At 60.6% G+C, this 21,291-nt stretch carries 27 protein-coding genes; 9 read left to right on the plus strand and 18 right to left on the minus strand.

Translation table 11 applies throughout. The features are described from left to right. Positions 1-179 precede the first annotated feature (179 nt). The 17 genes from KTAU_RS06375 to KTAU_RS21500 form a co-directional block, all read right to left on the minus strand. Positions 180-1,001, minus strand: coding sequence for a M55 family metallopeptidase (locus KTAU_RS06375; RefSeq protein WP_151727531.1), 822 nt, complete (start codon positions 999-1,001; stop codon positions 180-182). A gap of 205 nt (positions 1,002-1,206) precedes the next feature. Then, positions 1,207-1,677, minus strand: a complete 471-nt coding sequence (locus tag KTAU_RS06380; protein ID WP_151727532.1) for a hypothetical protein — start codon at positions 1,675-1,677, stop codon at positions 1,207-1,209. Between the two features lie 20 nt (positions 1,678-1,697). Then, a complete protein-coding gene (upp, locus tag KTAU_RS06385; protein ID WP_151727686.1) occupies positions 1,698-2,366 on the minus strand; it encodes a uracil phosphoribosyltransferase in 669 nt (222 codons plus the stop codon). 279 nt (positions 2,367-2,645) lie between these two features. Next, on the minus strand, positions 2,646-3,650 hold the full coding sequence (locus KTAU_RS06390) for a tyrosine-type recombinase/integrase (RefSeq protein WP_151727533.1): 1,005 nt from the start codon (positions 3,648-3,650) through the stop codon (positions 2,646-2,648). Between the two features lie 21 nt (positions 3,651-3,671). Continuing rightward, positions 3,672-4,661, minus strand: coding sequence for a rolling circle replication-associated protein (locus tag KTAU_RS06395; RefSeq protein ID WP_151727534.1), 990 nt, complete (start codon positions 4,659-4,661; stop codon positions 3,672-3,674). A 462-nt stretch (positions 4,662-5,123) separates the two neighbouring features. After that, positions 5,124-5,309 carry a hypothetical protein gene (locus tag KTAU_RS06405; RefSeq protein ID WP_151727536.1) on the minus strand — a complete coding sequence of 62 codons (186 nt, stop codon included), beginning with the start codon at positions 5,307-5,309 and terminating at the stop codon, positions 5,124-5,126. 18 nt (positions 5,310-5,327) lie between these two features. Next, a complete protein-coding gene (locus tag KTAU_RS06410) occupies positions 5,328-5,717 on the minus strand; it encodes a hypothetical protein (protein ID WP_151727537.1) in 390 nt (129 codons plus the stop codon). Between the two features lie 569 nt (positions 5,718-6,286). Further along, positions 6,287-6,922, minus strand: coding sequence for a hypothetical protein (locus KTAU_RS06415; protein ID WP_151727538.1), 636 nt, complete (start codon positions 6,920-6,922; stop codon positions 6,287-6,289). A gap of 15 nt (positions 6,923-6,937) precedes the next feature. Then, positions 6,938-7,258: a hypothetical protein gene (locus tag KTAU_RS06420; protein ID WP_151727539.1), complete on the minus strand. Its 321-nt coding sequence runs from the start codon at positions 7,256-7,258 to the stop codon at positions 6,938-6,940. Positions 7,259-7,610: 352 nt separating this feature from the next. Continuing rightward, positions 7,611-7,805: a hypothetical protein gene (locus KTAU_RS21495; RefSeq protein WP_170293093.1), complete on the minus strand. Its 195-nt coding sequence runs from the start codon at positions 7,803-7,805 to the stop codon at positions 7,611-7,613. Positions 7,806-8,005: 200 nt separating this feature from the next. Continuing rightward, positions 8,006-8,386 (minus strand): hypothetical protein, encoded by a 381-nt coding sequence (locus KTAU_RS06430; RefSeq protein ID WP_151727541.1) that lies wholly within the window; start codon positions 8,384-8,386, stop codon positions 8,006-8,008. 69 nt (positions 8,387-8,455) lie between these two features. Beyond that, complete coding sequence (locus tag KTAU_RS06435; protein ID WP_151727542.1) at positions 8,456-8,800, minus strand: hypothetical protein; 345 nt, start codon at positions 8,798-8,800, stop codon at positions 8,456-8,458. Between the two features lie 167 nt (positions 8,801-8,967). Continuing rightward, entirely contained in the window at positions 8,968-9,210 is a 243-nt protein-coding gene (locus KTAU_RS06440) for a hypothetical protein (RefSeq protein ID WP_151727543.1), read from the minus strand. A 2-nt stretch (positions 9,211-9,212) separates the two neighbouring features. After that, a complete protein-coding gene (locus KTAU_RS06445) occupies positions 9,213-9,425 on the minus strand; it encodes a hypothetical protein (protein WP_151727544.1) in 213 nt (70 codons plus the stop codon). A gap of 184 nt (positions 9,426-9,609) precedes the next feature. Next, entirely contained in the window at positions 9,610-9,906 is a 297-nt protein-coding gene (locus tag KTAU_RS06450) for a hypothetical protein (RefSeq protein WP_151727545.1), read from the minus strand. Between the two features lie 9 nt (positions 9,907-9,915). Beyond that, complete coding sequence (locus KTAU_RS06455) at positions 9,916-10,206, minus strand: hypothetical protein (protein WP_151727546.1); 291 nt, start codon at positions 10,204-10,206, stop codon at positions 9,916-9,918. A gap of 281 nt (positions 10,207-10,487) precedes the next feature. Continuing rightward, complete coding sequence (locus KTAU_RS21500) at positions 10,488-10,643, minus strand: hypothetical protein (protein WP_170293094.1); 156 nt, start codon at positions 10,641-10,643, stop codon at positions 10,488-10,490. A gap of 638 nt (positions 10,644-11,281) precedes the next feature. Between KTAU_RS21500 and KTAU_RS06460 the strand changes: the two genes are divergently transcribed. From KTAU_RS06460 to murJ, 5 genes are all read left to right on the plus strand, one after another. Next, a complete protein-coding gene (locus KTAU_RS06460) occupies positions 11,282-11,572 on the plus strand; it encodes a DUF503 domain-containing protein (protein WP_069804186.1) in 291 nt (96 codons plus the stop codon). A 59-nt stretch (positions 11,573-11,631) separates the two neighbouring features. Then, a complete protein-coding gene (locus KTAU_RS06465; RefSeq protein ID WP_151727547.1) occupies positions 11,632-12,441 on the plus strand; it encodes a WecB/TagA/CpsF family glycosyltransferase in 810 nt (269 codons plus the stop codon). Then, complete coding sequence (locus tag KTAU_RS06470) at positions 12,438-13,466, plus strand: bifunctional heptose 7-phosphate kinase/heptose 1-phosphate adenyltransferase (RefSeq protein WP_170293095.1); 1,029 nt, start codon at positions 12,438-12,440, stop codon at positions 13,464-13,466. Before KTAU_RS06465 ends, KTAU_RS06470 begins: the two co-directional genes overlap by 4 nt. Next, positions 13,459-14,076, plus strand: coding sequence for an adenylyltransferase/cytidyltransferase family protein (locus KTAU_RS06475; protein WP_228026334.1), 618 nt, complete (start codon positions 13,459-13,461; stop codon positions 14,074-14,076). The genes KTAU_RS06470 and KTAU_RS06475 overlap by 8 nt, the downstream gene beginning before the upstream one ends. A 232-nt stretch (positions 14,077-14,308) precedes the next feature. Then, positions 14,309-16,090: a murein biosynthesis integral membrane protein MurJ gene (gene murJ, locus KTAU_RS06480; protein WP_170293096.1), complete on the plus strand. Its 1,782-nt coding sequence runs from the start codon at positions 14,309-14,311 to the stop codon at positions 16,088-16,090. 159 nt (positions 16,091-16,249) lie between these two features. Here murJ and KTAU_RS06485 read toward each other — a convergent pair whose 3' ends face one another. Beyond that, positions 16,250-17,161: a glucosaminidase domain-containing protein gene (locus KTAU_RS06485; protein ID WP_170293097.1), complete on the minus strand. Its 912-nt coding sequence runs from the start codon at positions 17,159-17,161 to the stop codon at positions 16,250-16,252. A 415-nt stretch (positions 17,162-17,576) separates the two neighbouring features. On the opposite strand from KTAU_RS06485, the gene KTAU_RS06490 reads away from it, so the two are divergent. From KTAU_RS06490 to ccsB, 4 genes are all read left to right on the plus strand, one after another. After that, positions 17,577-18,413, plus strand: a complete 837-nt coding sequence (locus KTAU_RS06490) for a YjbE family putative metal transport protein (protein ID WP_151727551.1) — start codon at positions 17,577-17,579, stop codon at positions 18,411-18,413. After that, positions 18,394-19,146 carry a DedA family protein gene (locus KTAU_RS06495; RefSeq protein WP_170293098.1) on the plus strand — a complete coding sequence of 251 codons (753 nt, stop codon included), beginning with the start codon at positions 18,394-18,396 and terminating at the stop codon, positions 19,144-19,146. Before KTAU_RS06490 ends, KTAU_RS06495 begins: the two co-directional genes overlap by 20 nt. Before the next feature lie 228 nt (positions 19,147-19,374). Next, positions 19,375-19,938 carry a PadR family transcriptional regulator gene (locus KTAU_RS06500; protein ID WP_170293099.1) on the plus strand — a complete coding sequence of 188 codons (564 nt, stop codon included), beginning with the start codon at positions 19,375-19,377 and terminating at the stop codon, positions 19,936-19,938. Positions 19,939-20,203: 265 nt separating this feature from the next. Then, complete coding sequence (ccsB, locus tag KTAU_RS06505; RefSeq protein WP_170293100.1) at positions 20,204-21,280, plus strand: c-type cytochrome biogenesis protein CcsB; 1,077 nt, start codon at positions 20,204-20,206, stop codon at positions 21,278-21,280. Positions 21,281-21,291: the final 11 nt, after the last annotated feature.

Here is a 21,291-nt window from a genome sequence, read left to right on the forward strand (position 1 = left end):
TGCCAGCCTGTTGTACTCTGCGCGCATCCGGCTCGGAGGCCGAGGTGGATGGAGCCATGTGGCCTGGAGACAGGCAGAATCCCTATGCGACAGAGCCTGAGCTCCCACCCCAGGCTGCTCTGGGAGAGCCGGAGCGGGGCCGCTTCGAGCAAGTCGAACCGGACCGGCGCGCTCCTCAGTTAAGCGTGGTGATACCAAAACTGGTCCCAGGCCTGCCAGAAGGTTGCGGCTGTTGAAACGACCGTCCGTGGCCCAACAATTTCCACTCCCTGGCGGCCCTTGAAGTCACCCGCCCGTCCCGGCTCGGCCAACTCGACCTTGAAAGTGACCGGCCTGCTGGTCGGTTTGTAGGGCTTGGGCCAGTTGCGCGTGCTCAGCGCTCGAGCCACGCCCATCTCGATCAGTGAACAGGCATCGCGTGGCGCCATATGAACGGCGGAGAAGCAGCTCAGTCCACGCTTGACCTCAGCAGTGACCACCTGTGGGCCGAGAAGGGCCGTCACCTCGCGACAGGTAGCCGCGTCACCGGAGACAAAGACAGCAGGTACATCCCAGCAGCCAGCGATGGCAGCAAGGATGCCGCTCTCGCCAACGCGCACTTCATTGATCCAGGCATTGTACCAGGCCTCGGAAGAAACGGTATGGCAGAGCACGCCATCGGGCGTGCCGGCCATCGCATGAGCGCCGACGAAGAGAACGGCGTCACAGCCGCGTTCGAAGGCTTCGACGTAGCGTGCCCAGGGGTGGCCCAGAACATATTGAGCACCAGACTCCAGACGCTCCGGGAGAAAACTTTTGAAGTTATAAGCTCCGCCGGCCCCGTGACAGTCTACCACTATGATTTCTGTGGCTCCGGCAGCGCGCGCTCCGCGCACCGCCGCATTCATCTCGTCAGTATAGAGCTTGCGCGCCTCTTCATAGAGCGGGCGACCTGCCGTAACCTGCTCCCAGTTCTCAATGCAGGCTACCCCTTCCATATCGCAAAAGATAACGATCCGCATAGGGGAAGCTCTCCCTCAAGCACTGTAGAATCGCTTATAGATGTCTGTCAGTAGCATCTTGGCCCTCTCTATCTTATATGACGTATCAGGAGACCAAAAGGCAAAAAATCAAAGCCCCTATTTTCCTACAGTTTCGCGATCTTCGCTGCTCTGGAAACTGGAGAACGGATCAGATTCACCCAGCCTTGCCACTGCTGCCGCTCGCTCAGGGGTGTCGTCGCTGACGTTGCGCGTATTTGCGCTCCAGCTCTTCCAGACGGCGCCGCTGGCGGGGACTCAGCTCATACTCGCGATAGAGGCGGCGCCCGATCTTCCAGCCAAAGTAGCCGCAGATGATGGCAGCTACCACTGCGGCCAGAGCCATCATCACCCGCAGGAGAGCACCGTTGAAGAAATCGGAGAGCGGCGAGCCAGCGAGGCGCACGGCCACAGGCAGGCAGAGGCTCAGTAAGAGGCCGACAGTCACACCCAGACAGCAGCCCAGTGGACCACCGTTTGTTTCCCACTCTGGCATGGCTGCCTCTACTGGCGCGGGCTGGCTGGCCACTGTCTCCCCGGCACTGGCCTGGGGAGCCGCTTCAGAGACAGCGGCCTCCCCGTCTGTCTGGTCATGCCCGTCTGACTCCTGAGCTGCCTCCGAATGGAGCTGTTCCGGGTCATGGTTTACATCCGACATCGCACCCTTCGTTGTCCTCCTCAGAAGGTTCCAAACTGCCGGTCGCCGGCATCGCCCAGGCCCGGCAGAATAAAGCCGTAATCGTTCAGGCTCTCATCAAGAGCAGCAATGTAGATGTCGATATCTGGATGCATCCGCGAGAGCCGCAGCAATCCATAGGGGGCGGCAATAATGCCCACATAGCAGATGCGTGGAATATGCCGCTGCTTCAGGATCGAAATGGCATCGATCGCGGAGCCTCCAGTCGCCAGCATTGGATCGACGGCGTAGCAGACTTGCAGGTTGACAGTACTGGGAAGCCGATTATAGTACTCCTGGGCCTGGAGCGTCCGCTCATCGCGCCGCAGACCCAGATGCCAGACCTGGGCATCTGGGATGACCTCGCGAAACCCCTCCGCCAGCCCCAGGCCAGCGCGGAGAATCGGCGTAATGCCGATGCCGCCGGCCAGACGCTGGCCAACGGTTTTCTGCAGCGGCGTCTCCACCTCGACCGACTCTAGCGAGAGGTGGGCCGTGGCCTCATAGGCCAGCAAGGCCCCGATCTCCTTCACCAGGCGATAGAATTCGGTCGGCGGCGTGCGCCTGTCGCGCAAGGCTGTCATCTTATGCGCCACTACAGGGTGACGAGATATATGCACACGTGGTAGATTGAGGACCTCTTCTCGACGAGGTTGTGGCACTCCCCGCATTGGGAGCACGGGCTGTTCTTCGCTCCGCGTACCAACTTCTGTCATCTTGCCTTCTCCTTCATGCTTGTGGCGGAAGAAAAGTGGCCTGTATGGTTGCCTTTATGCATTCTATCAGACATAATAGAGTCAATCCAGCCCAGCTCACCAAAAAAGCCAAAACCATCCAGCCAAAAAAGCCAGCTCAGCACACCCACTCTTCTCCACCAACTCAACACACTACCTTTCTCCCCACACAATAATCATCACAACTCCTAACACTCCCAGCATCACTACTGCCCCTCAAGAACGAGGCTTCTTCCTCCGACCTCCCCAGGGAAACCGTATCTCCCCAGATGGAGAATACTCATCATGATCCCCAAGCGCATCCTCAGACTGAAAATCAGAAAGGTACACCTCAGACGTCACCTGCACCGAGCTATGACCCAACATCCTCGACAGCTTGAAGAGATCTCCACCTCGCAACAAGTACCGCTTCGAGAAGGTATGACGAAACACATGCGGCGTCACCCGAGGACACTCCCCGCGCTTGACACTCTCCTCCAAACCAGCCCTCCTTACCAACTGCCACAGTATCGCCCGAACCCCCTGCGCCTTCAACGGCCCACGAGCACCAAGAAACACATGCTCATCAACTCTAGCCACCCCATACTTTGGCCTCGACATATGGAGATACCGCCACAACACCTTTGCCACCAACGGATACAACCCAACTACCCGCTCTTTCTTCCCCTTCGCCTTCCTCACCTTCAGACACCGATGCTTCAGATCCAGGTCCACCAACCTCAAGCCCACCAGCTCCGATACCCTGATCCCCGTATCCAACAACACCGCCACGATCGCATAATCTCGCAACCCATCCCGAGTCGACACATCACACACTCCTAACAACGCCTCTACCTGCTCTGGCCTCAACGTTGGCTTCACCTTCTTCTCCACTCGCGGTTGACGCAACCGACCAGCAGGGTCCTCCTCCAACAACTCCTCCTGATAACACCACCGAAAAAACCGCTTCACCAGCCGAACATACAACGCCACCGACGAAACCACCAACCGCCCAGTACCGCGCTTCTCAACCCCACGCTCCTCCGCTGAGGCCCCTCGCAAAAACTGTACAAACTTCCTCAAATGCAATAAGTCTACCTCCTCAAGCTCCTCTATCCCCTGCCCATACAGCCAGCGCTCCAACTGCCCCAACACCAAGCGACACTGCCCCAACAAACTCTCCGACCGCCCCAGGGCCTCCAGATCTAACAGAAACTGCTCAACTGCATCAGAAAATCGCATCAGTGCACCACCTTCCCCAGCTCATGACCCCTCTTCCTCAACCCGCCAGCGCTCCCAGATCGACAGCACTCGCCTGGATAGCCGCAGCTCCCCTCGCCGGAACCGCTCCACCTGCCTGCGCAACCGCTCTCGCAGCAGCAGCCCATAGCTCGTCGACCTGACCAGCGCTCTCCCAGGCACCTGCTCCCACAACAGCCATCGACTTCCCCCAGACCGCTGGCCCTCCTGCCCACCATCCTCCTCTTGTTCCTTCACCACCTCCTGCCCACCTTCCTGCCCCTGCTCCTGCTCTGCCTCCTGCCCCATCAACCAGCGCAACAGCACCTGCCGACCTGCTTCCCCAAAGAACCGCCGCGAGTAGCGCACCCGCCTCACCCGCCGCTGCCAGCAACCTGCCACCTTCAGCAGGTACTTGGTCACATACGAAACCACCCGCGTCGATCGCACCCGCTCCACATAGACCACATATGCTTCTCTCTCCTCTGCTTCTGCTCCCTGCCGCTTCCCCCGCGTCGCCGAGCGCCACAGCTCCGAGAGCACCTCATGCGGCAAGAAGTCCACTCCCTTCACCAACACATGCCAATGCAGCCACCCATTCTTATGCCACTCTGGCACCGCCAGGTACTCCACCGCATACGCTGGCCTCCCTGCCCGCTTCGATCCCCGACGCAACGCCTGCAGAAACGTCGTCAGTGCCCGCGATGCCTCCAGCAGCGTCCGGCCCGCCTTCGTCAGTGTCACAAACAGCTCAGGCTGCACTGCCTCGATCAAGCGTCCCCAGGTCACCACCTTCCGCGGCCCACAATGCCGGCAATCCCAGCGCCCGCAGCGCACCGGCCTGACCTCCCCCGTTTCCCGATCGATCCACTGATGCCGCAGCGCCCAACGCGACGAACAGACAAACCAACCCGCCGTTCCATCCGCTAACCGCTCCTCCACGCTTTCCTCCAATGGGGGGAGAACAGCCTCTGACTGCTCTCCCCCCAGGCTCCTTCCACTCACTCTCCCCATTGCTTCACTCCTGTCTCCTCCACATCCCTAACCGATCCGGCAACTGCTCCTGCCCATACACCTCTAACCAGTGCTCTCGGCAGAACCGCGCCCCATTACACCACTCAAAGCGTCCACACCCCTCACACTGACACCGACCCCGATCCGCTGGCCCACAAAAACCCTGCGCTGCCACCGCCGACAGCTGCAAGCGGAAGGGCCGCCGCCAGCTCGAATACCGCTCACCTCTCCGCATCACCCGACTCCACTGCCAACCCCTCAACAAACCAGCGCATCCATCCACCTCCCCAATACACCACTGCCTCACAACACCGAGCCACTCCCACTCGACGCAACACCTGTCTCACTGCCTCCTCCGGCGTCTCTGCCTCCTCCTCTCTCCATACCTCCATCTCTCCCCAGCCAGGCCGTAACCGGAGACCCACCACATACCGCTGTGCCATCGCGCTCACACTCCTTCTCTCACACCAAACCAGCCGCCCACAACAGCAACCACCCAATCAGCATTCCCAAGAGCACCCCTACAAGCGCATACCGGCACCCCTGAGCACGCACCCCGCTGTAACTCCACATCAACCCACCTGCCACCAACACCACCGCTCCCCAACGCAGAACTTCCACCCAGATCGGATCAAGCACCAACACCATCAAGCTTCCTCCTCTCTATCACAACCCCCGAAGCAGATCCTCTTGCATCTCCATTCGGCTCTCCGCCCACGCCTCTAACATCACACAGACCCCCTCAACCACTCTCTTACGCTGTACCGTCGCCTCCAGCCGCAAACTCTGCATCGCCAGACGAAACCCTCCCCAATCATAGAGCACCACCTCTCGCCCTCCTACCGCCACCCGATACGCCGCAGGCCCTCCCAACAAAATCAGCAGATCCACCAACAGCATCGCCCCATAGCGCAACCTCCCATAGACCGCCCGATGCAGCAACTGCGTCACCTCTCCCCCCAGCTCTGCCCACTGCTCACAGCACCGACCCATCACCTGCTTATATGCCCCAAGACCAGCTTGCTCCAACCATTGCACCAACTCACCCGGTGTCATCGGTCCTCCTCCCTTCTCGGCAGCACGTGCCGCACCCAGGTCAACACTCCCTCCTCACAGACACCCATCGCGCTCTCCCTCACCGAACCCACTTGTGTGACTTACGCCTCTAGAGATCAAGTGAAAGAGAGCGAGTCGCGCGCTACGCGCGCGCACGCCGCGCTGACGCGCGGCTGCTCGCCGCCAACCCTCCCCCACACCAAGCGGCAGGGCCACTGCGCACGCCAACCCGCGCACGCGCAGGCCCCCGGGTCGTCTGCGCCCGACGGGTCGGCCCGCTGTCTGCCAGGCAGCCACACGCGCGCAGCGGCCCCTCTTGGAAGACGCCACCACCACCCAGACCGCCCCTGTTCCGCGCCCGCTCAACGGTCCAGCGTCCGCCAGCCAGGCCCCACCACTCCCGCTCTCCTCCCCCGCCGGCGTCAAGGCCAAGACAAGTGCGCCACGCGCAGCCTTGACCCCGGCGCCTGGCTGGCTCTTCCTTGTGGAGATGGAGCGGGCGCGGAAAAAAGGGCGCGGGGCCACCCCGGGCAGCCGACTCCACCCGCCCAGGGCAGCCCATTCCCTTCCTAGTTCCCCGCGCCACCTGCTCGCCGACTCTCCCAATACCGTTGCAACCCATTCAACGGGACCGGCAACCCTCCACCAGCATTCCCTCCAGCTCCCACCGACGAGACAGGCCCCGGCGATGGAGACACCGGTCGCACCGGAGACGACGGCGACAACGGCACCGGCCCCATTCCCACAACCGTCCGTCCCTCCCCACGTTCTCGCATCAGATCGGCATCCAACGCCGCCAGCACCAACGTCGTCACCGGCAAAATCGACAACGTCACCACCACGATCAACCAGATCAACGGCCAGCGACCTACCAGCCCACCCAGCCAACCGAACCGCGGCAACGAGACCAGGGCATGCAACACATTGGCCACCACCTCCACCCACTCATAGACCAGGGCAATCCCGAGCAACATCCCAAGCCGCCGCTTAGAAAGCACCCGCAGGGCAATCGCCCGCATCACCAAGAACCCCGTCAGCGCAAAAGCCGCGGTGACCGCCCCGGCCTCCAGCATCGCTACCCAGCCATCCGCCAGACCGGAAAACAACCAGTAAATCGAGGCCGCCGAGGCCGCCGAGAAGACCAACGCCACCAGCCGCAACAACCCATGCAGCAACTCACCCACCAACCGATCAAACCACCGCATCTGTCCCCTCCTCTCTCATCGCGTCACCATCGCCACCAACTGCAAGAACCCCTTGGCCCGCTTATCCACCACCACCAGACTCATCAGCTGGTCCTGTTCCGGCACCTGCAACCGCTGCGCCATCTGCAACAGCTCCTCCTGCGACTTCCGACCCGCCTTCACCTCCCGCTGCAACGCTCGCAGCTCCTCCAACCCAGGCCAGCCCCCAATCAGCTTGACATGATACTGAGGCCGCTCTCCCCGAGGCGTCAATACCTCCCGATCCACCACCACCAGATCGATGCTATCGCCAAACATCCCTACCTGCGCCGACTCCACTCGCCCAGTCAAAATCATGACCTTCCCTCCTTCCGACGAACACGCGACAGACGCACCGCATCCCGCTCGTCATACAAAGGCACATACCGGGTCCCACGACCACACCAATAACACCCCACAGGTCGGAGCCGATCCCGCGGCTCCAATCCCTTCCGCCGCAACTGTGAGACCGTCACCAGCCCAGGCGGAAACTCCCCATCCCGATAGCGAGGAACCCCTGGACACTGCCGCCAGGCCGGTGGACGCCACTGCCACTCATACCCACACCGCTCACAACGCCAGCGCCGCTCATCCCCCTGACCAATCCACTTCCCCTCATGAACCAGCCCCTGCACTGGAAGCCATTCCCGCATCACATCCTCCTTTCAAGCTATTCGCTTCCCAATACCATCGCCCGATAGCGCTCCTGTAACAGGGCCTCAGCCTCTTTCTTCCCCTCCATCACTGCCACCAGACACTCCACCTGCTTCGCCTCCTCTCGCTGCATCGCCAACACCCAACGCTCGTAATCCCGATACAACTCTTGCTCTCCCAGCTCCTCGAAAATCATCAGCAACTCATGCATACAAGCTGCACTCCCCGCCAAATTCTCCACAGGAACTCGCCTCGACCCGCCCCGCATCACAGGCAAATCAATCCACGACCAGGCCGGAACAAGAAACGGAAGCGCCACAGCCATCCTGGCCAGCAGCTCCCAACGCCCCGTAGCAACCAACCGATCAAGCATCTGCTCAAAGAGCCTTTCCAATCGCTTCTCCTGCTCACTCATCGCACACCTCCCTCTCTAGGCATCAACACCCGTAGCCCGTATCGACGGATCAACAGAGCCTCTACAGCGACACAAAAATGTTCCTCATCCAGGATCATCAACACCACCGGGTCCATCTCGTCCTCAGCCACCGCTGCCAACCCCAGCGCCCAGTTGAGCAACACACGCCGCCCATGCGAAGCCCCCGAAATCATCTGCACTACCGGCCTCCAATCCAACACCTGCCCCTGATCAACCCCCACCGCTTGCGCCTCCCGCCACACATCCAAGAAGGCCGTCAGCACATACAGCAGACAACCATCCTCCTGCTCCGAACGCCTCTCCAACCGCTGCCATACCTCCCAGAACCGCGCCGCATGCTCTTTTGAGAGAAACATCCCTCTCACCACGCCTTTCAGCCAGGTCAGCAGAGAGGAACACTTCCCCTCTGCCAACCGGCTCATCACTCAATTGGACTCCCCCCGAGACCGCTGCCGAGCACGCCGCTCCATCTGCCCAAACTCCTCCAGCAACTTGCCATACTGCTCCAGCGCCTCCCGAGACAACCGCTGCAACCGCTCTGCCCACCGTCCTCGCCCACAACGCTGACACAACTGCGCCAACCGCTCTGCCCGCGCCGCGAACCCAATCCAATCAACCACCCACATCCCTTCGACCAAATCCCCTGTCATCACCATCACCTCCTGCAAGCCCCAGATGGCCAACATCATGACTTCCGCACCCATCTCCTCCGGCCACCATTCCTCAGCCGCGCACTGCTGAAGCACTCCCTCAAACTGAGTCAGCTCCATCGTTTCCCTCCCGCAAATGCTGCTCATATGCACACAACGCCGCCTGATACGCACGCCAGGCCCGTTCCCGCTCCGCATACTCCCCCACCAGCAACACCGCGTGCAGCGCACGATAAGACGCCTCCACCTGCTCCCACAATGCTACCCCCTCTACACACCCCTCACCCTCACGACAGGAACATTCGATCCCCAGCTCGCTCACCCACAGCCTCCTCTTCCGAGGACGATGGACACACGAAGCACTCCCCTGACCTCATCCCACGACGAAGCATCACCAGCCCCACCACAAACCAGACCCCTGCCACTGCCACTGCTCCCATCAATACCACCGTCACCGGTGCCACCAGCATCGCCACCACCATTCCTACAAAAATGAGCACTATTCCCCAGACAAACCCTGCGGTCGACATCGCTACCACCTCCGAGCCGCTAACTCTCGCTTGACCTCTCCTACGATCATCTGCACATCCGCTAAACGCAGCTCTCGCCCCTGCCCCAACCGATCCGCCCAGGCCACGACCTTCCTCGCCCATTCAGGCAGCTCCACCCCTTCCTCTTCCTGCCCCTCTTCCTCCACCCTTTCCAGCTCCTCCTCAACCTCCTCCACTGGCTCCGACAGAAACACACGTGTCCGCCCCACATAGACCGGTCTTCCTACCTCCTCCGCCAAAAACCGCGACAGCGGACACGCCCACCCCGAACACGACCAAGCAACCACCCGCTTTCCCTCCAGAGACTGCTGTCTCACCCACCGCTGAAACCGTCCCCAGGTCAACACCCGTGCCACTCGCCGATACACCTGCTGCTGCTCAGGACACATCTCCATCGGCATCACCTTTCCGATAACACACACACTCCTCATCACACAACGGCTCCCAACAACAATCACAGTACTGCCCATGCAAATCCTCAGAACCCACCAACACCACCCCTAACGGGTTCCCCTCGTCATCCACCAGCCCCTCACACTCCTCTCCCCTCACCAGAGCCTCCACCACCTCACCCCCATAGCGCTCATCAGCACAAGGCAAGCACCACAACGCCGCATCCCCCACAACCGCAGCTACCCCAGGCCACAACCCACGCCGCTTCTCAGACGACATCATCACTCCCCCTCAGAAGGGCTGATCATCATCAAACTCACCCTCTTGCCCTACCTGCCCACCATGCTCCCGCTCCTCACGCCAACGCTGCCAGCACTGCCACAACCGCTCAAGCTGCTCCTCCGACAGCTCTATCCGCGTACAACGCCCCGGCGGATAGCGATCAGTCCCAGGCACCGCCTCGACCAGCTCACACCACCCCTCTCCAAAGCGGACCAGGACCAACCGCTGACACTGCTCAGCCACCCCAAGCACATAGACCGTTCCCGACCAATCCCGATGCAGCTCAACAGGCATCTCCATCACATACCTCCTTTGCATGACCACAGCCCCAGACCCAGACCACCAAAAGACAACAAGGCCCAGGGCTGCCAACCAACGATCAACAGACATCACTCACAGCTCGCTGATCGCTGCGCTTGACAGCCCCAGGCCCAAATGGCATAATTACCCATGAACCTCGCTGTCAACTTCACGCGTGCTGACAAGCTCTGACCGGCCAAGTCACATACTTGTCAGTACACAACGAGCAATCAGCGAGTAACCGGAGCGCTCAAGGCCCCAACTTGGGCGCTCCACCACACTCACCTGCCAGAGATAGCAATCCTCAGACCCTCTAGAGAAACAGGATCATAACCCTGCTCCTGCAAGGCCCGATTAATTGCCCTCCACACCTTAACTGCAACAAAACGACGAACCGGCAAACCGCTTTTCACCTTTCTCAAGGTATCATAGGTCACCTCAGCCCTCCTTATAAGATCGGCATCAGTCCAACCCAAAAGATCCTGATACCTCTGGACCTCCACAGAAACACCTCCTAAGCTCCTTCCTCACCTCACCACATAACGACCAACAACAATTTCCACAAGGAAGGGTACCATAACAACCCCAAAAATGTCAAGACCCACCTCAAGGTACCAAATCGTACCAAACAGTAGTCTCCCAACCACAATAGTCTTCACAATCATCCCTCAATACCAAACCAGCCCGCTCCACAAGCCAATATGCTACAATAGACTATCAGACATAATGAAGGGCGTCGAGAGTGTCCCATCCCGCCCGCCAGCTGCCAGCAAGCTCCTCAGCGACTGGCTGGCAGCTGGCACGGCGGAGCCAGCCCCTGCGCCACCTAGCCAGCGCTACTCTGTGCGCTCGTTACGCCCCGCCGCAGGAATGGCCTCCAGGCCATCCGTTGGCGCAGGCCAACAAATGGATGAACGAGGAAGCCGTGGCAAGTAATCGAGCGGCAAGCGAGTAAACTGGTCCCAGCGGTCAGAGAGCTTGCCGGGGAACTGGCCAGGCTGGTCCGGGACCTGGAAGTACGTGAAGTGCAGACAAGCAGGTCACGAGAGCCGACCAACTGTGCTATACTAGCCTCATGGTCGTGGGAGTCTGTCAAATCACATTGCATCTGCCGTCGTGCCACTCGCTGAAAGCGAAACGGCAGGTTCTGAAATCGATTATGGCGCGCGTGCGCAACCAGTTCGAGGTAGCGATTGCCGAGGTAGATGGGCATGACCGCTGGCAGATCGCCTACCTGGGGCTGTCTTACGTGAGCACCAGCAGCCAGCACGCCGAAGAGGTCCTTGATCATGTCTGGCGCTTCATTGAAGAGACACGCCCCGATGTGATCGTGACCGACGCCAGGACCGAGATTATGAGCTGGTGATGGTGATGCCCACCCCTGCCAGGCTCGCCTGACCGGACTGAGTAGTTACGATAGGCACTATGTCAGTAGAGCAAGTGGAGAGCACGCCCAGCCAGAGTCGGGGAAGCCCTCGTTCTGTCTCTGTGCTCGGCGTGCGCATCGATCGCGTTACGCAGGAGGAAGCGCTCACCTTTATCGAGGAGCAGATTCGCCGCCGACGCGCCAGTGGTAATCGTCTGCCCTGCTGTCAGGTTGTGACAGTCAACCCTGAGTTTGTTATGGAGGCGCGCCGCAACCCGGCCTTTCGCCAGGCTATCAATGAGGCGGCGCTGAATGTGCCCGACGGCATCGGCGTGGTCTGGGCGACGCGCTATCTGGGCCAGCCCGCCCCTGAACGCATCACAGGCACCGATCTGATTCCGGCCCTGGCGGAGCGCTGCGCCGCTCACGGCTATCGCCTTTATTTACTTGGCGCTGCACCCGGTGTGGCCGAGGCCACTGCCGCTCGCCTCTGCGCGCGCTTCCCCAGCTTGCAGATCGCCGGCACCTACGCCGGTTCGCCCGATCCCGCCGAAGAGGAGGCAATCCTGCAGCGTCTGGTCGCCGCCCAGGCCGACCTGCTCTGTGTGGCCTACGGCGCGCCAGCTCAGGAGCTGTGGATCTGGCGCAACCTGTCACGCCTGCCGGTGGCCGTGGCAATGGGAGTTGGCGGCGCCTTCGATTTCCTTTCAGGCCGCAAGAAGCGGGCTCCCCGCTCCTGGCAGCGCCTGGGCCTGGAATGGCTCTATCGCCTCTATCACGAGCCGTGGCGCTGGCGCCGGATGCTGGCATTGCCCCGCTTTGCACTGGTGGTAATCTTCAAGGGACGAGGAAGGCACTCAGAGGCATGATGCAGGAAGAGCTTGGCGCCAGCAGGCTTGAACGCCTGCACACTCTTATTTCAGCCTTCGCCGGCAAGCGCGTGCTGGTCATCGGCGATATGGTCGCCGATGAGTATTTGATCGGGCGTCCGACGCGCATTGCACGCGAGGCTCCGGTCCTGATCCTTGAGCTGAGCGAAGAACGCACGATTCCAGGTGGCGCTACCAATGTGGCCGTTAACGCACGCGCGCTGGGCGCAGAGGTCTTTCTGGCCGGCGTGGTTGGCGATGATGCCCCCGGTGCCCGCCTGCGCCAGGCCATTCGCGATTGGGGCATTCACCAGGAGGGCCTCTTTACCGACCCGCGCCGCCCGACTTCGACGAAGACCCGCATCCTGGCCGGCAGCCCGCAGGTAGTGCGCCAGCATATCGTGCGCCTGGATCGCGTCGACACATCGGAGGTCGCTGAACCCTGCAAGAGCCAGATTATCGCCTATATTCAGCGCATGCTCCCTTTGATGGACGCGGTCATGGTCGCCGATTACGAGAACGGCGTCATCAGCCCCGATATCATTGCTGCCTGCCTGCCACTGGCACGTGAGCTGGGCAAAATCATCGTCGTGGATTCGCATGGCTCACTCTTCCGCTTCCAGGGCGTCACAGCGCTGACTCCTAATCAGCCAGAGGCAGAGGCGACGCTGGGGATGACGATCCATAACGAGGAGGAGCTGAACGAGGCCGGGCGGCGCCTGCTGGAGGGCAGCCAGGCCCGCGGCGTGCTGATCACACGCGGGAGCGAGGGAATGAGCCTCTTCGAGATCGGCAGGGAGCCGCTGCATCTGCCGATCTACCGCCTGAACCGCCATAGCAGCGAGGTGGTCGACACCAATGGAGCTGGCGATACAGTGGCCGCAACTTTCACACTGGCCCTGACCGCCGGCGCGACGATGGCCGAGGCAGCTTTCCTGTCGAATGTAGCTGCTGCGCTGGTAGTACGCCGCCTCGGCTGCGCCAGCAATACGCCCGAAGAATTGATGGATGCGCTGCATGAGTAATGGAGGAGAATCCAGGCAGACAACTCAGGGCGGCAATGTCCGCCCCGCCGGACCGGCTCCGTTAACGGGCTGCTCCGGCTCACCTCTGGCAACACGCGCCAAGATAATGGAGCGCGAGCAGCTGGCTGCCCTGGTGCGCCAACGACAGGAGACTGGTGAACGGGCGGTTTTCACTAATGGTTGCTTCGACCTGCTCCACCTGGGCCATGTGCGCTATCTTCAGGAGGCCCGTGCCCTGGGCGACTTTCTGATCGTTGGGCTCAATAGCGATGAGAGCACACGGGTCCTCAAAGGCCCGGGGCGCCCTCTGGTCCCCCAGGAGGAGCGGGCCGAGATTCTGGCGGCCCTGGCCTGCGTCGACTATGTGACTATCTTCGGCGAGCCAACGGCCTGCGATCTGGTGGCCCTGCTCCGCCCGGCCGTCTATGTCAAAGGAGGCGACTACGCCGCCTCTCCGCTCTCGGCCTCGGCCAGGGACAGCGCGCCCGATCTCACCCGCCTGCCGGAGGCCCGGGTAGTCCAGAACTACGGCGGCAGCGTCCGCCTGATCCCATACCTGGCACATCATTCGACGACAGAGTTGATCATGGCTATCAAGCGCCTGCCATGATCTCTGCGCAGCCTGTTGGTCTGACTTTTCTTTTGCCGCCTGGCTGGATGGTCAGCTCGTCTGCTCCTGCTACAGATGGGCTTCTCCCGGACGGAAGCGCGCGGGCCAGGGGAACGCTCAGTTCACACTGACGCTCGCCAGCCACGCCGATCGTCTTGTTGTAGCGAGCATGGTGGCCCACCAGATAGCCAGGCAGGCCCCATATCGCACGGAGATAGGACCGATCCAACCTATGGCAGACTACGAAGCACATCATCCAGCTCAGGCAGAAGGGGCAGCGGAGGAATTATCAACACAGGAGCACGCTTCTGGTCCGCTGCCGCTGATCACCGTTGGGACCACAGCAGTGGAAGGAGAGCTACCGCTGCCAGTCGAGATAGAGGAGAAGAGCGAGACGAGGGCGGAATCCGCCTCTGCCCCGGCAGGCTCATCCAGCCCCCACGGCCAGGTTGCGCGCGGGGCCTCACTGGTCATGCTCGGTAACCTGGGCAGCAGCATCATGGGCATGGTGCGCCAGATCGTCATTGCGGCCCTGGGCAAGAGCGTCGCCGGGCCGTTTCTAGCCGCCAGCGTCTCTATGCAAACCTTCTATGATTTCGTCATTAACGGCTCGGTCGATAAGGCCCTCATCCCAACCTTTAGCGACTATGTCGCGCCCGAGAAACGCCAGGAATTCCGTCAGCTGGTCTTTACCCTGGTGAATGTTGTCACCCTTCTCATGCTCTTGATAGCCACTGGCTACGCCTTACTCGCGCCCTTCTTTGTTAATTTCATCGCGCAGGGTTATACAGGGGCAGAGAAAACTTTGACGCTGCATTACTCGCAGATCATCTTTTTCTCCCTGGTTGGCCTCGGGCCATTCTCGGTCCTTCTAGCTGCCCTGTATACCCTCCGTGAATTTGGCTGGCCAGCTTTTGCAACCGCCGCTTTTCACATCGGCATCATTATTGGCGTCATTGTTGGAGCGCTGGTAGGCGAGCAACACTTTGGCCAGTACGGTATCGCCTGCGGCGTGTTAGTGGGGGCCGTCGGCGAAATTCTCCTGCTTTTACCAGGGATACGGCGGCAGAAGCTGGGCTATCTCTTCACCTTTCAACTACGCCATCCAGGCATTCCGCGCATTCTTAAGCTCTATGCCCCGGTGGCTGTCAGCTACTTTGTCCTCAACGTGTTGCTGGCCAACTTTGATCTGCACCTGGCTTCGCTGACGCCCGGCGACGGCGCGGCCAATGTTACCGCTCTGCAGAATGCCACCCGTTTGCTGCAGTTCCCTATTGGGCTGGTGGCCTCGGCTCTGGCTTTCTCGATTCTGCCCCTGCTCTCGGTCCAGGCCAACGCTGGCGAGGAGGAGCAGTTTAAAGAGACGCTGATGGCCGGTATCCGCCTGGGACTGCTGGTGATGATTCCGGCAGCCCTGGGGCTGATCATTCTGCGTCAGCCGATCTGCGACCTGATCTATCGCCACGGGCGTTATACGCAGCACGATACTATCCTGGCGGCGACAGCCCTGCAAAACTACGCCTACCAGCTGCCCTTTGTGGCTGTCGACCAGCTCCTGATGGCCGCTTTCTTCGCCCGCAAAAATACCATCGTGCCGGTGGCCGTGGGCTTCATCACTATTCTGGGCTATCTGGCAGTGGCGCTGCCAGGCTACAGTACGATCGGCATGCCCGCCCTGGCCCTTGCCAATACCGTACAAAATTCCTCGCACGCCCTGATCTTGCTTTTGATCTGGCGAGTACAACACGGCTCTTTACGCCTGCGCAAGACCCTGCCAGCTTTGGGCAAGATCCTGCTGGCCGCTGCCGTTATGGGCGCCATTGCCTGGGTACTGCAAATGAGCCTGAGACATCTGCCCTTCTTTTCCCCGGCGACGACCCTGGGCGCCCTCCTGACAGTGGTGGTGGCCGGAGGGGTGGCCGCCGCGGTCTATTTCGCCTGCATTCTCGTGCTGCGGGTTGAGGAGATCCATCTGCTCACTCGGGCTGTGATGGCCAAGCTGGGGAGGAAATAAGCTGCGCTCAGCCCTGGCGCTTACCCTGGACAGGGAAAAGAAACAGGCCGAGCAGACTTCTCAGCCCGCACCCATACATATCCGCAGCACAGGGCAGGTCTCAGAGAGAAGTAGCGTAGCCGGGTCAGCGAGTTGGTCACCCCAGAGCCGGGCTTCCATTCAGGTTACATAGATGCTGCCAGCGCGCCAGGTGTCGACGGCATGCTCAACTGCCTGAATGTAAGCTTGCTCGTCGTTGTGATCGGCTGCGGGGGCATATTTCGGAATGATCTGCTCAATGGTCACCAGTCCCCACTGGGCCACATAGAGATTGCGGATCAGCTTGTACCACTGGAGGAAGCCATCTTCCCAGCTGTACATAACGGCGAAGCCATGCCCGTCGGGACTGGTACAGGGGCGAGTGGGAATGCAGCGAATGTTGCCGAGCGACTTCGTTTCACGCGCTACTCCCTGGGTGCCGAAGGTACTTTCATGCATAAAGAAGGCGAGCGCGTAGACCGGATCGATGCCATACTGCACGCCATAGTCGTAGAGCGCCTGCCCTTTGCCAGCCGCCGGCGAGTGATAAGCGGCGAGGACCTTATTAATAAAGTCGGCAGTGATTGTGGGCTTCCCCAGGACCGAGTAGGGTCCTGGATGAGAGGGGATGCTTTGCTTGGGCGGCAACGGGCCAGTGCTGGTTTCCCAGGTGTTGAAGGCGTCGAACGAGCCACCAATCTGCACCGGATAGACCTGGCCAGGCACGGTTACCAGGTCGAGATGCGCACCCCGTTCATAAATGGCGGCGCTCAACATGACCAGGAGGCCGAGGACAACGGCTCCCAGGCACAGCAAAAATGGCCCCAGCCAGTGCCCGTGTGCTCCAAATAGCCCCACCGGCGAGGGTCGACTCTCCGGCAATTCAATGGTGGTCACCGGTATCGACGAGGCTCTCCCCCGCACACGCGGCGGCTCCGTCACTCCTCCTCCCTCCGCGGGCAGGATGCGGGTCGCCCGGCGTCGCGGGGGAACGAATAAGACCGGTTGATCTTCTGATCGGCTGTTGCGTCCGTAGCTGCTCCCGTTAGCCATGCACAGGCCCCTTAGAACTTTTGTTCGCATCTTGCGATGCAAAGATGTGCCTATTGTAACACAGCATTTTGCTCGGATGCAAGGAGTGACTGCATGCTCTGCTGCAGCGATAGGTTGACATCTACCTGCACTTGTCTTAGCACTAGAGAGCATACCATAGACCTGCTAAAAATGCCAGTTGAGACCCTCAATTACAAGGGAAGAGAGTCACTACTTTCAGGTAACATATGCCTCAGCATCGCTGTCAGTAGGATTGCTGACAACTCATGGCGCGCGTCCCTCGTACTTCCACTAGGAATCTCGCGACGGAGACCACTCTGGCTGAGTCAGCGTCGGTCTTAGCTTCTCTACAACAGCCCAGGGGAGGCAAGCCTGCGAGGAACAATTTTAGCCAGGAGAAGAGGATAGAGAGACGGTGCTGGAATTACTTGGGGCTATCGGTGGCATTGTTCTGGTCGATCTGGTGCTCAGCGGTGATAACGCTTTGGTCATCGGCGCTGCCGCGGCCCGGCTACCGCGTCGAGAGCGCTGGCTGGCTATTCTGATCGGAGGCGGCGGGGCAGTAGTCTTGCGCATCCTCTTTGCGATTGTCGCGACGCTGCTGCTGATCTTTCCGCTCCTGCAGGCGCTAGGAGGAGCGCTGCTGCTCTACATCGCAATACACCTGCTGATGGACCGCCTCCATCACCCGGAGAGTACCCAGACAGCTGGCTCTGACAGTTCCACCCAGGCCAGGGCAATATCGCGGGAAGGCAGACACTCGCTGTGGCAGGCACTGCTGACGATCATCATCGCCGATGCCACGATGAGCCTGGACAATGTCATTGCCGTTGGGGCTTTGGCTCACGGCAACCTGCTCTTGCTGGTGGCAGGCATTCTGCTTAGCCTGCTTATTCTGCTTTTCGGGAGCGCTCTGGTCGCTGAGCTGATCGGACGCCTGCCCTGGCTCCTTGATGTGGCTGCTCTGGTGCTCGGCTGGACGGCAGGCCATATGATCCTGGGAGATCTCCGTCTGGGGCCATTCCTGAAGCAGGCCTGGTGGAGCGAGTACGCGGTCTATGCTTGCTGTCTGGGCCTGGTACTGGCTGTCGATATCGCGCTACGCCTGCGCGCCCGTCGGCAACGTTCACTTTCCCCCTCCTCTTCCCCCTCGCCATCGAGGGCCCCCGTAGAAGCCCAGCCGTCGGCCAGCGGCCCAACTCGGGATGAGGCCCTGCCGCGGAGTAAGCCCGATGAACGCTCTCAGCGATAAGGCACTGGTCCGACTAGAGCAGCTCTACGAGCAGTATGGCTATATCGCGGCGCTGCTGGGCGCCTTCGCTGAGAATACGGCCCTCCTGGGCTTGCTGCTGCCGGGTGGCTCCCTGGCTCTGCTAGCGGCCTTCCTGGCACGAGACGGTCAGCTCAATATCGTGAGTGTTTTCCTCTGCGTCTGGCTGGGCACAGTGCTCGGCTACCACTGCGATTATCTGATCGGACGCCTGCTACTCGCCAGAACCCTGCTCCACCATCTGCCCGCATGGCTTGATCGACGCTGGCGACTGGCCGCCCGTCTGCGACTGGCCCGGCGCTGGCTTCAGCATCATGGTGGGAAGGCTATTCTCCTCTCCCATCTGGTCGGCCACATGCGCTCGCTGGCCGCCCTGAGCGCGGGCTTGTTAGCCATGCGCTATTGGCGCTTCTTGCTCTGGGAGCTGCTGGCTGCCGGCCTGTGGAGTCTGCTCTATTGCGGCCTCGGCTACTGGTTGGCGAGCGAATACGCTCTTCTGAGTCGGCTACTCCAGAGAAGTGGCTGGGTCCTCGGCTGGCTGCTGGCCGGAATCGCGATCGGGTGGATAGTCTGGCACCTGGGCCGCCACCGCTGGCGAGGCCGAGGCAGGCGCTCAGGTCCGCGCTCCTTTCCTCGGAAGAAAGCCTCCCACCGCAGCCAGGGTCAGAGTTCCCTTGCTCCCAGCGAAGACCCTCGCTCAGACTCCCTCATATGAATGAGGTCCGGAAGAGGGGCGCGCTCTTCCTCACGTCGTCCTTCCTCGGGGGCTGGCTGCGCTCCCCTCTGCTTAACAGTCCCGCCCTGTCTTCCAATCGCTCATCCCGTTGGGTGAGCTGCCATTCTTCGCGACGGAGATAGCTTGCTGCGTCTCCATGAGTAGACTATAATGAGAGCACAGACCGCGCCTGCGAGGAGCCGGGTTGTTGTACGAGAGGAGCGGTGTATGCACGTCAGCGAGCCTGCCGAATACGCCATTCTGGGGCTGCTGGAGGCGCGCCCCATGCATGGCTACGAGATGTTCCAGCATTTCCAGGGCGGTACCCTGGGTCAGATTGTCCACCTGGAAATGAGTCAGATGTATGCGTTCCTCAAGAAGCTGGAGCGGCTCAATTACATTGTAGCGCAGCTGGAGCCGCAAGGCTCGCGTCCACCACGGAAGGTCTTTCACTTGACTCCCGCCGGCAGAGACTACTTTCGACATTGGTTGAAGGAGCCGGTCGAGCGCCCGCGTGATATTCGCATCCTGTTCTTACTGAAACTCTACTTTATCCGGCATGTCCTGCCCGCAGAGATGCCGGCCCTGATTGAGCGCCAGATCTCTGCCTGCCAGGAATTCTTGCATCACCTCGAAGGATTGCAGGGGGGTCAGGAGCAGCTCGCGCCCGTTCAGGACCTGGCCTTCTTCGATCGGGTGGTCCTGCGCAGCCGTATTCACCAGACGCGCGCGCTCATTGCCTGGCTGCAAGAGCTACAACATGACTACCGTCTCGTGGGCACGTCTTCATAGGAAGCTGCTCCCTCTCCAGCGTCCAGACCGGTCATCATCAGTCTTTCTTCCCCGGCTACGCCTAGCGGGACACGGTTCCCTCGCTCAGCCCCATCTTCTTTCATTTGACGCCCCTTCCTGGCTATGCTACTATCTCTAATAACCAGATCCAAACCTTCCGTTGATCTCTCCTTCTTCCGCGCCTCTGATGCGCGAAAGGAGTGGAAAGCGAGACGAATAGAATCAGCCTGGCAGTCCTGATATGACATGATCAATGAGGTTAGTGATGCAGCTTTTCATGGTGACGGCCAGTAGCGACACGGCGGCCCTGCAGGGACTGGCGACCTTGTCCAAGTATCTGTTTACTACTGGCCTCTGTATGATCGGCGTCATGACGGTGGCCTACCTCTGGTATACCATCGGCACCGCGCGCCTGGCCAGGCAGGTCGCCAGCCAGGAGCAGCGTCAACGGAGCAAAGGCAAGTTAGCGCAAGGAACGAGACAGGCCGCTGCTGTCTCCGCAGGCGGTGAAGGGGGAGTTGCCACCCTGGTGCGCAGCGAGGTCATTCTTAATGAACAGCCCGACGGGGAGAAGCCGATTCCGCTCAACCGCAGCCTCGTTGCCGTCGGACGCATTGGCACAACAGTAGGCTGGTTTGCGACCCTGACCCTGATCCTTTCGCAGGTGCTGCGCACGATTGTCACGAGGCACGCTCCCTGGAGCAATCTCTTCGAGTTCAGTGTCAGCTTTACTGCGGCCCTGCTGCTCAGCTATCTGATTTTCGAGGCGCGTTTTCACGAGCGTGTGCGGGCCTGGGGTCTCTATGTCTGCCTGCTCTCGGTGGTGACACTGGTCATCGCTATCTATGTGGGCACCACCTACAACCTGATTACTGGTTCAGCTCAGCTGATTCCAGCTCTACAGGACCAGCCCATTCTGACGCTGCATGTTTCGATGGCCATCTTTGCCTACGCCCTGTTCAGCGTGGCCTTCGGGACCGGCCTGATCATCTTGCTCCAGGGCGGGAGCGGCCAGCGTATCGCCTGGCTGCCTTCAGCGGAGGCTGCCGATGAGCTAGGGTACAAGGCGGTGATCATTGGCTTCCCCTTGCTGGCGCTCAATCTGATTCTGGGGGCCTACTGGGCAAACTACGCCTGGGGCCATTTCTGGAGCTGGGACCCCAAGGAAACATCAGCGCTGATCACATGGCTGATCTACGCCGTTTATTTGCACGCCCGCGGCATCCGCGGCTGGCGCGGCAAGCGCATCGGCTGGCTGCTGGTCATTGGCTTTGCCGCCACGCTCTTCACTTACTACGGCGTGAGTTTCCTGGTGCCGAGCTTGCATAGCTACGCAAAGTAGAGAGCCGTCGG

Origin of the sequence: Thermogemmatispora aurantia (genome assembly GCF_008974285.1) — a bacterium.
In the GTDB taxonomy this organism is placed as follows: domain Bacteria; phylum Chloroflexota; class Ktedonobacteria; order Ktedonobacterales; family Ktedonobacteraceae; genus Thermogemmatispora; species Thermogemmatispora aurantia.

Excerpts from the sequence above, each read along its gene's own strand:
- KTAU_RS06375 (WP_151727531.1), bottom strand. The coding sequence starts at position 1,001 with ATGCGGATCGTTATCTTTTGCGATATGGAAGGGGTAGCCTGCATTGAG.
- KTAU_RS06380 (WP_151727532.1), bottom strand. The coding sequence starts at position 1,677 with ATGTCGGATGTAAACCATGACCCGGAACAGCTCCATTCGGAGGCAGCT.
- upp (WP_151727686.1), bottom strand. The coding sequence starts at position 2,366 with ATGCGGGGAGTGCCACAACCTCGTCGAGAAGAGGTCCTCAATCTACCA.
- KTAU_RS06390 (WP_151727533.1), bottom strand. The coding sequence starts at position 3,650 with ATGCGATTTTCTGATGCAGTTGAGCAGTTTCTGTTAGATCTGGAGGCC.
- KTAU_RS06395 (WP_151727534.1), bottom strand. The coding sequence starts at position 4,661 with ATGGGGAGAGTGAGTGGAAGGAGCCTGGGGGGAGAGCAGTCAGAGGCT.
- KTAU_RS06405 (WP_151727536.1), bottom strand. The coding sequence starts at position 5,309 with ATGGTGTTGGTGCTTGATCCGATCTGGGTGGAAGTTCTGCGTTGGGGA.
- KTAU_RS06410 (WP_151727537.1), bottom strand. The coding sequence starts at position 5,717 with ATGACACCGGGTGAGTTGGTGCAATGGTTGGAGCAAGCTGGTCTTGGG.
- KTAU_RS06415 (WP_151727538.1), bottom strand. The coding sequence starts at position 6,922 with ATGCGGTGGTTTGATCGGTTGGTGGGTGAGTTGCTGCATGGGTTGTTG.
- KTAU_RS06420 (WP_151727539.1), bottom strand. The coding sequence starts at position 7,258 with ATGATTTTGACTGGGCGAGTGGAGTCGGCGCAGGTAGGGATGTTTGGC.
- KTAU_RS21495 (WP_170293093.1), bottom strand. The coding sequence starts at position 7,805 with ATGCATGAGTTGCTGATGATTTTCGAGGAGCTGGGAGAGCAAGAGTTG.
- KTAU_RS06430 (WP_151727541.1), bottom strand. The coding sequence starts at position 8,386 with ATGTTTCTCTCAAAAGAGCATGCGGCGCGGTTCTGGGAGGTATGGCAG.
- KTAU_RS06435 (WP_151727542.1), bottom strand. The coding sequence starts at position 8,800 with ATGGAGCTGACTCAGTTTGAGGGAGTGCTTCAGCAGTGCGCGGCTGAG.
- KTAU_RS06440 (WP_151727543.1), bottom strand. The coding sequence starts at position 9,210 with ATGTCGACCGCAGGGTTTGTCTGGGGAATAGTGCTCATTTTTGTAGGA.
- KTAU_RS06450 (WP_151727545.1), bottom strand. The coding sequence starts at position 9,906 with ATGATGTCGTCTGAGAAGCGGCGTGGGTTGTGGCCTGGGGTAGCTGCG.
- KTAU_RS06455 (WP_151727546.1), bottom strand. The coding sequence starts at position 10,206 with ATGGAGATGCCTGTTGAGCTGCATCGGGATTGGTCGGGAACGGTCTAT.
- KTAU_RS06460 (WP_069804186.1), top strand. The coding sequence starts at position 11,282 with ATGGTCGTGGGAGTCTGTCAAATCACATTGCATCTGCCGTCGTGCCAC.
- KTAU_RS06465 (WP_151727547.1), top strand. The coding sequence starts at position 11,632 with ATGTCAGTAGAGCAAGTGGAGAGCACGCCCAGCCAGAGTCGGGGAAGC.
- KTAU_RS06470 (WP_170293095.1), top strand. The coding sequence starts at position 12,438 with ATGATGCAGGAAGAGCTTGGCGCCAGCAGGCTTGAACGCCTGCACACT.
- KTAU_RS06475 (WP_228026334.1), top strand. The coding sequence starts at position 13,459 with ATGAGTAATGGAGGAGAATCCAGGCAGACAACTCAGGGCGGCAATGTC.
- murJ (WP_170293096.1), top strand. The coding sequence starts at position 14,309 with ATGGCAGACTACGAAGCACATCATCCAGCTCAGGCAGAAGGGGCAGCG.
- KTAU_RS06485 (WP_170293097.1), bottom strand. The coding sequence starts at position 17,161 with ATGGCTAACGGGAGCAGCTACGGACGCAACAGCCGATCAGAAGATCAA.
- KTAU_RS06495 (WP_170293098.1), top strand. The coding sequence starts at position 18,394 with ATGAACGCTCTCAGCGATAAGGCACTGGTCCGACTAGAGCAGCTCTAC.
- KTAU_RS06500 (WP_170293099.1), top strand. The coding sequence starts at position 19,375 with ATGCACGTCAGCGAGCCTGCCGAATACGCCATTCTGGGGCTGCTGGAG.
- ccsB (WP_170293100.1), top strand. The coding sequence starts at position 20,204 with ATGCAGCTTTTCATGGTGACGGCCAGTAGCGACACGGCGGCCCTGCAG.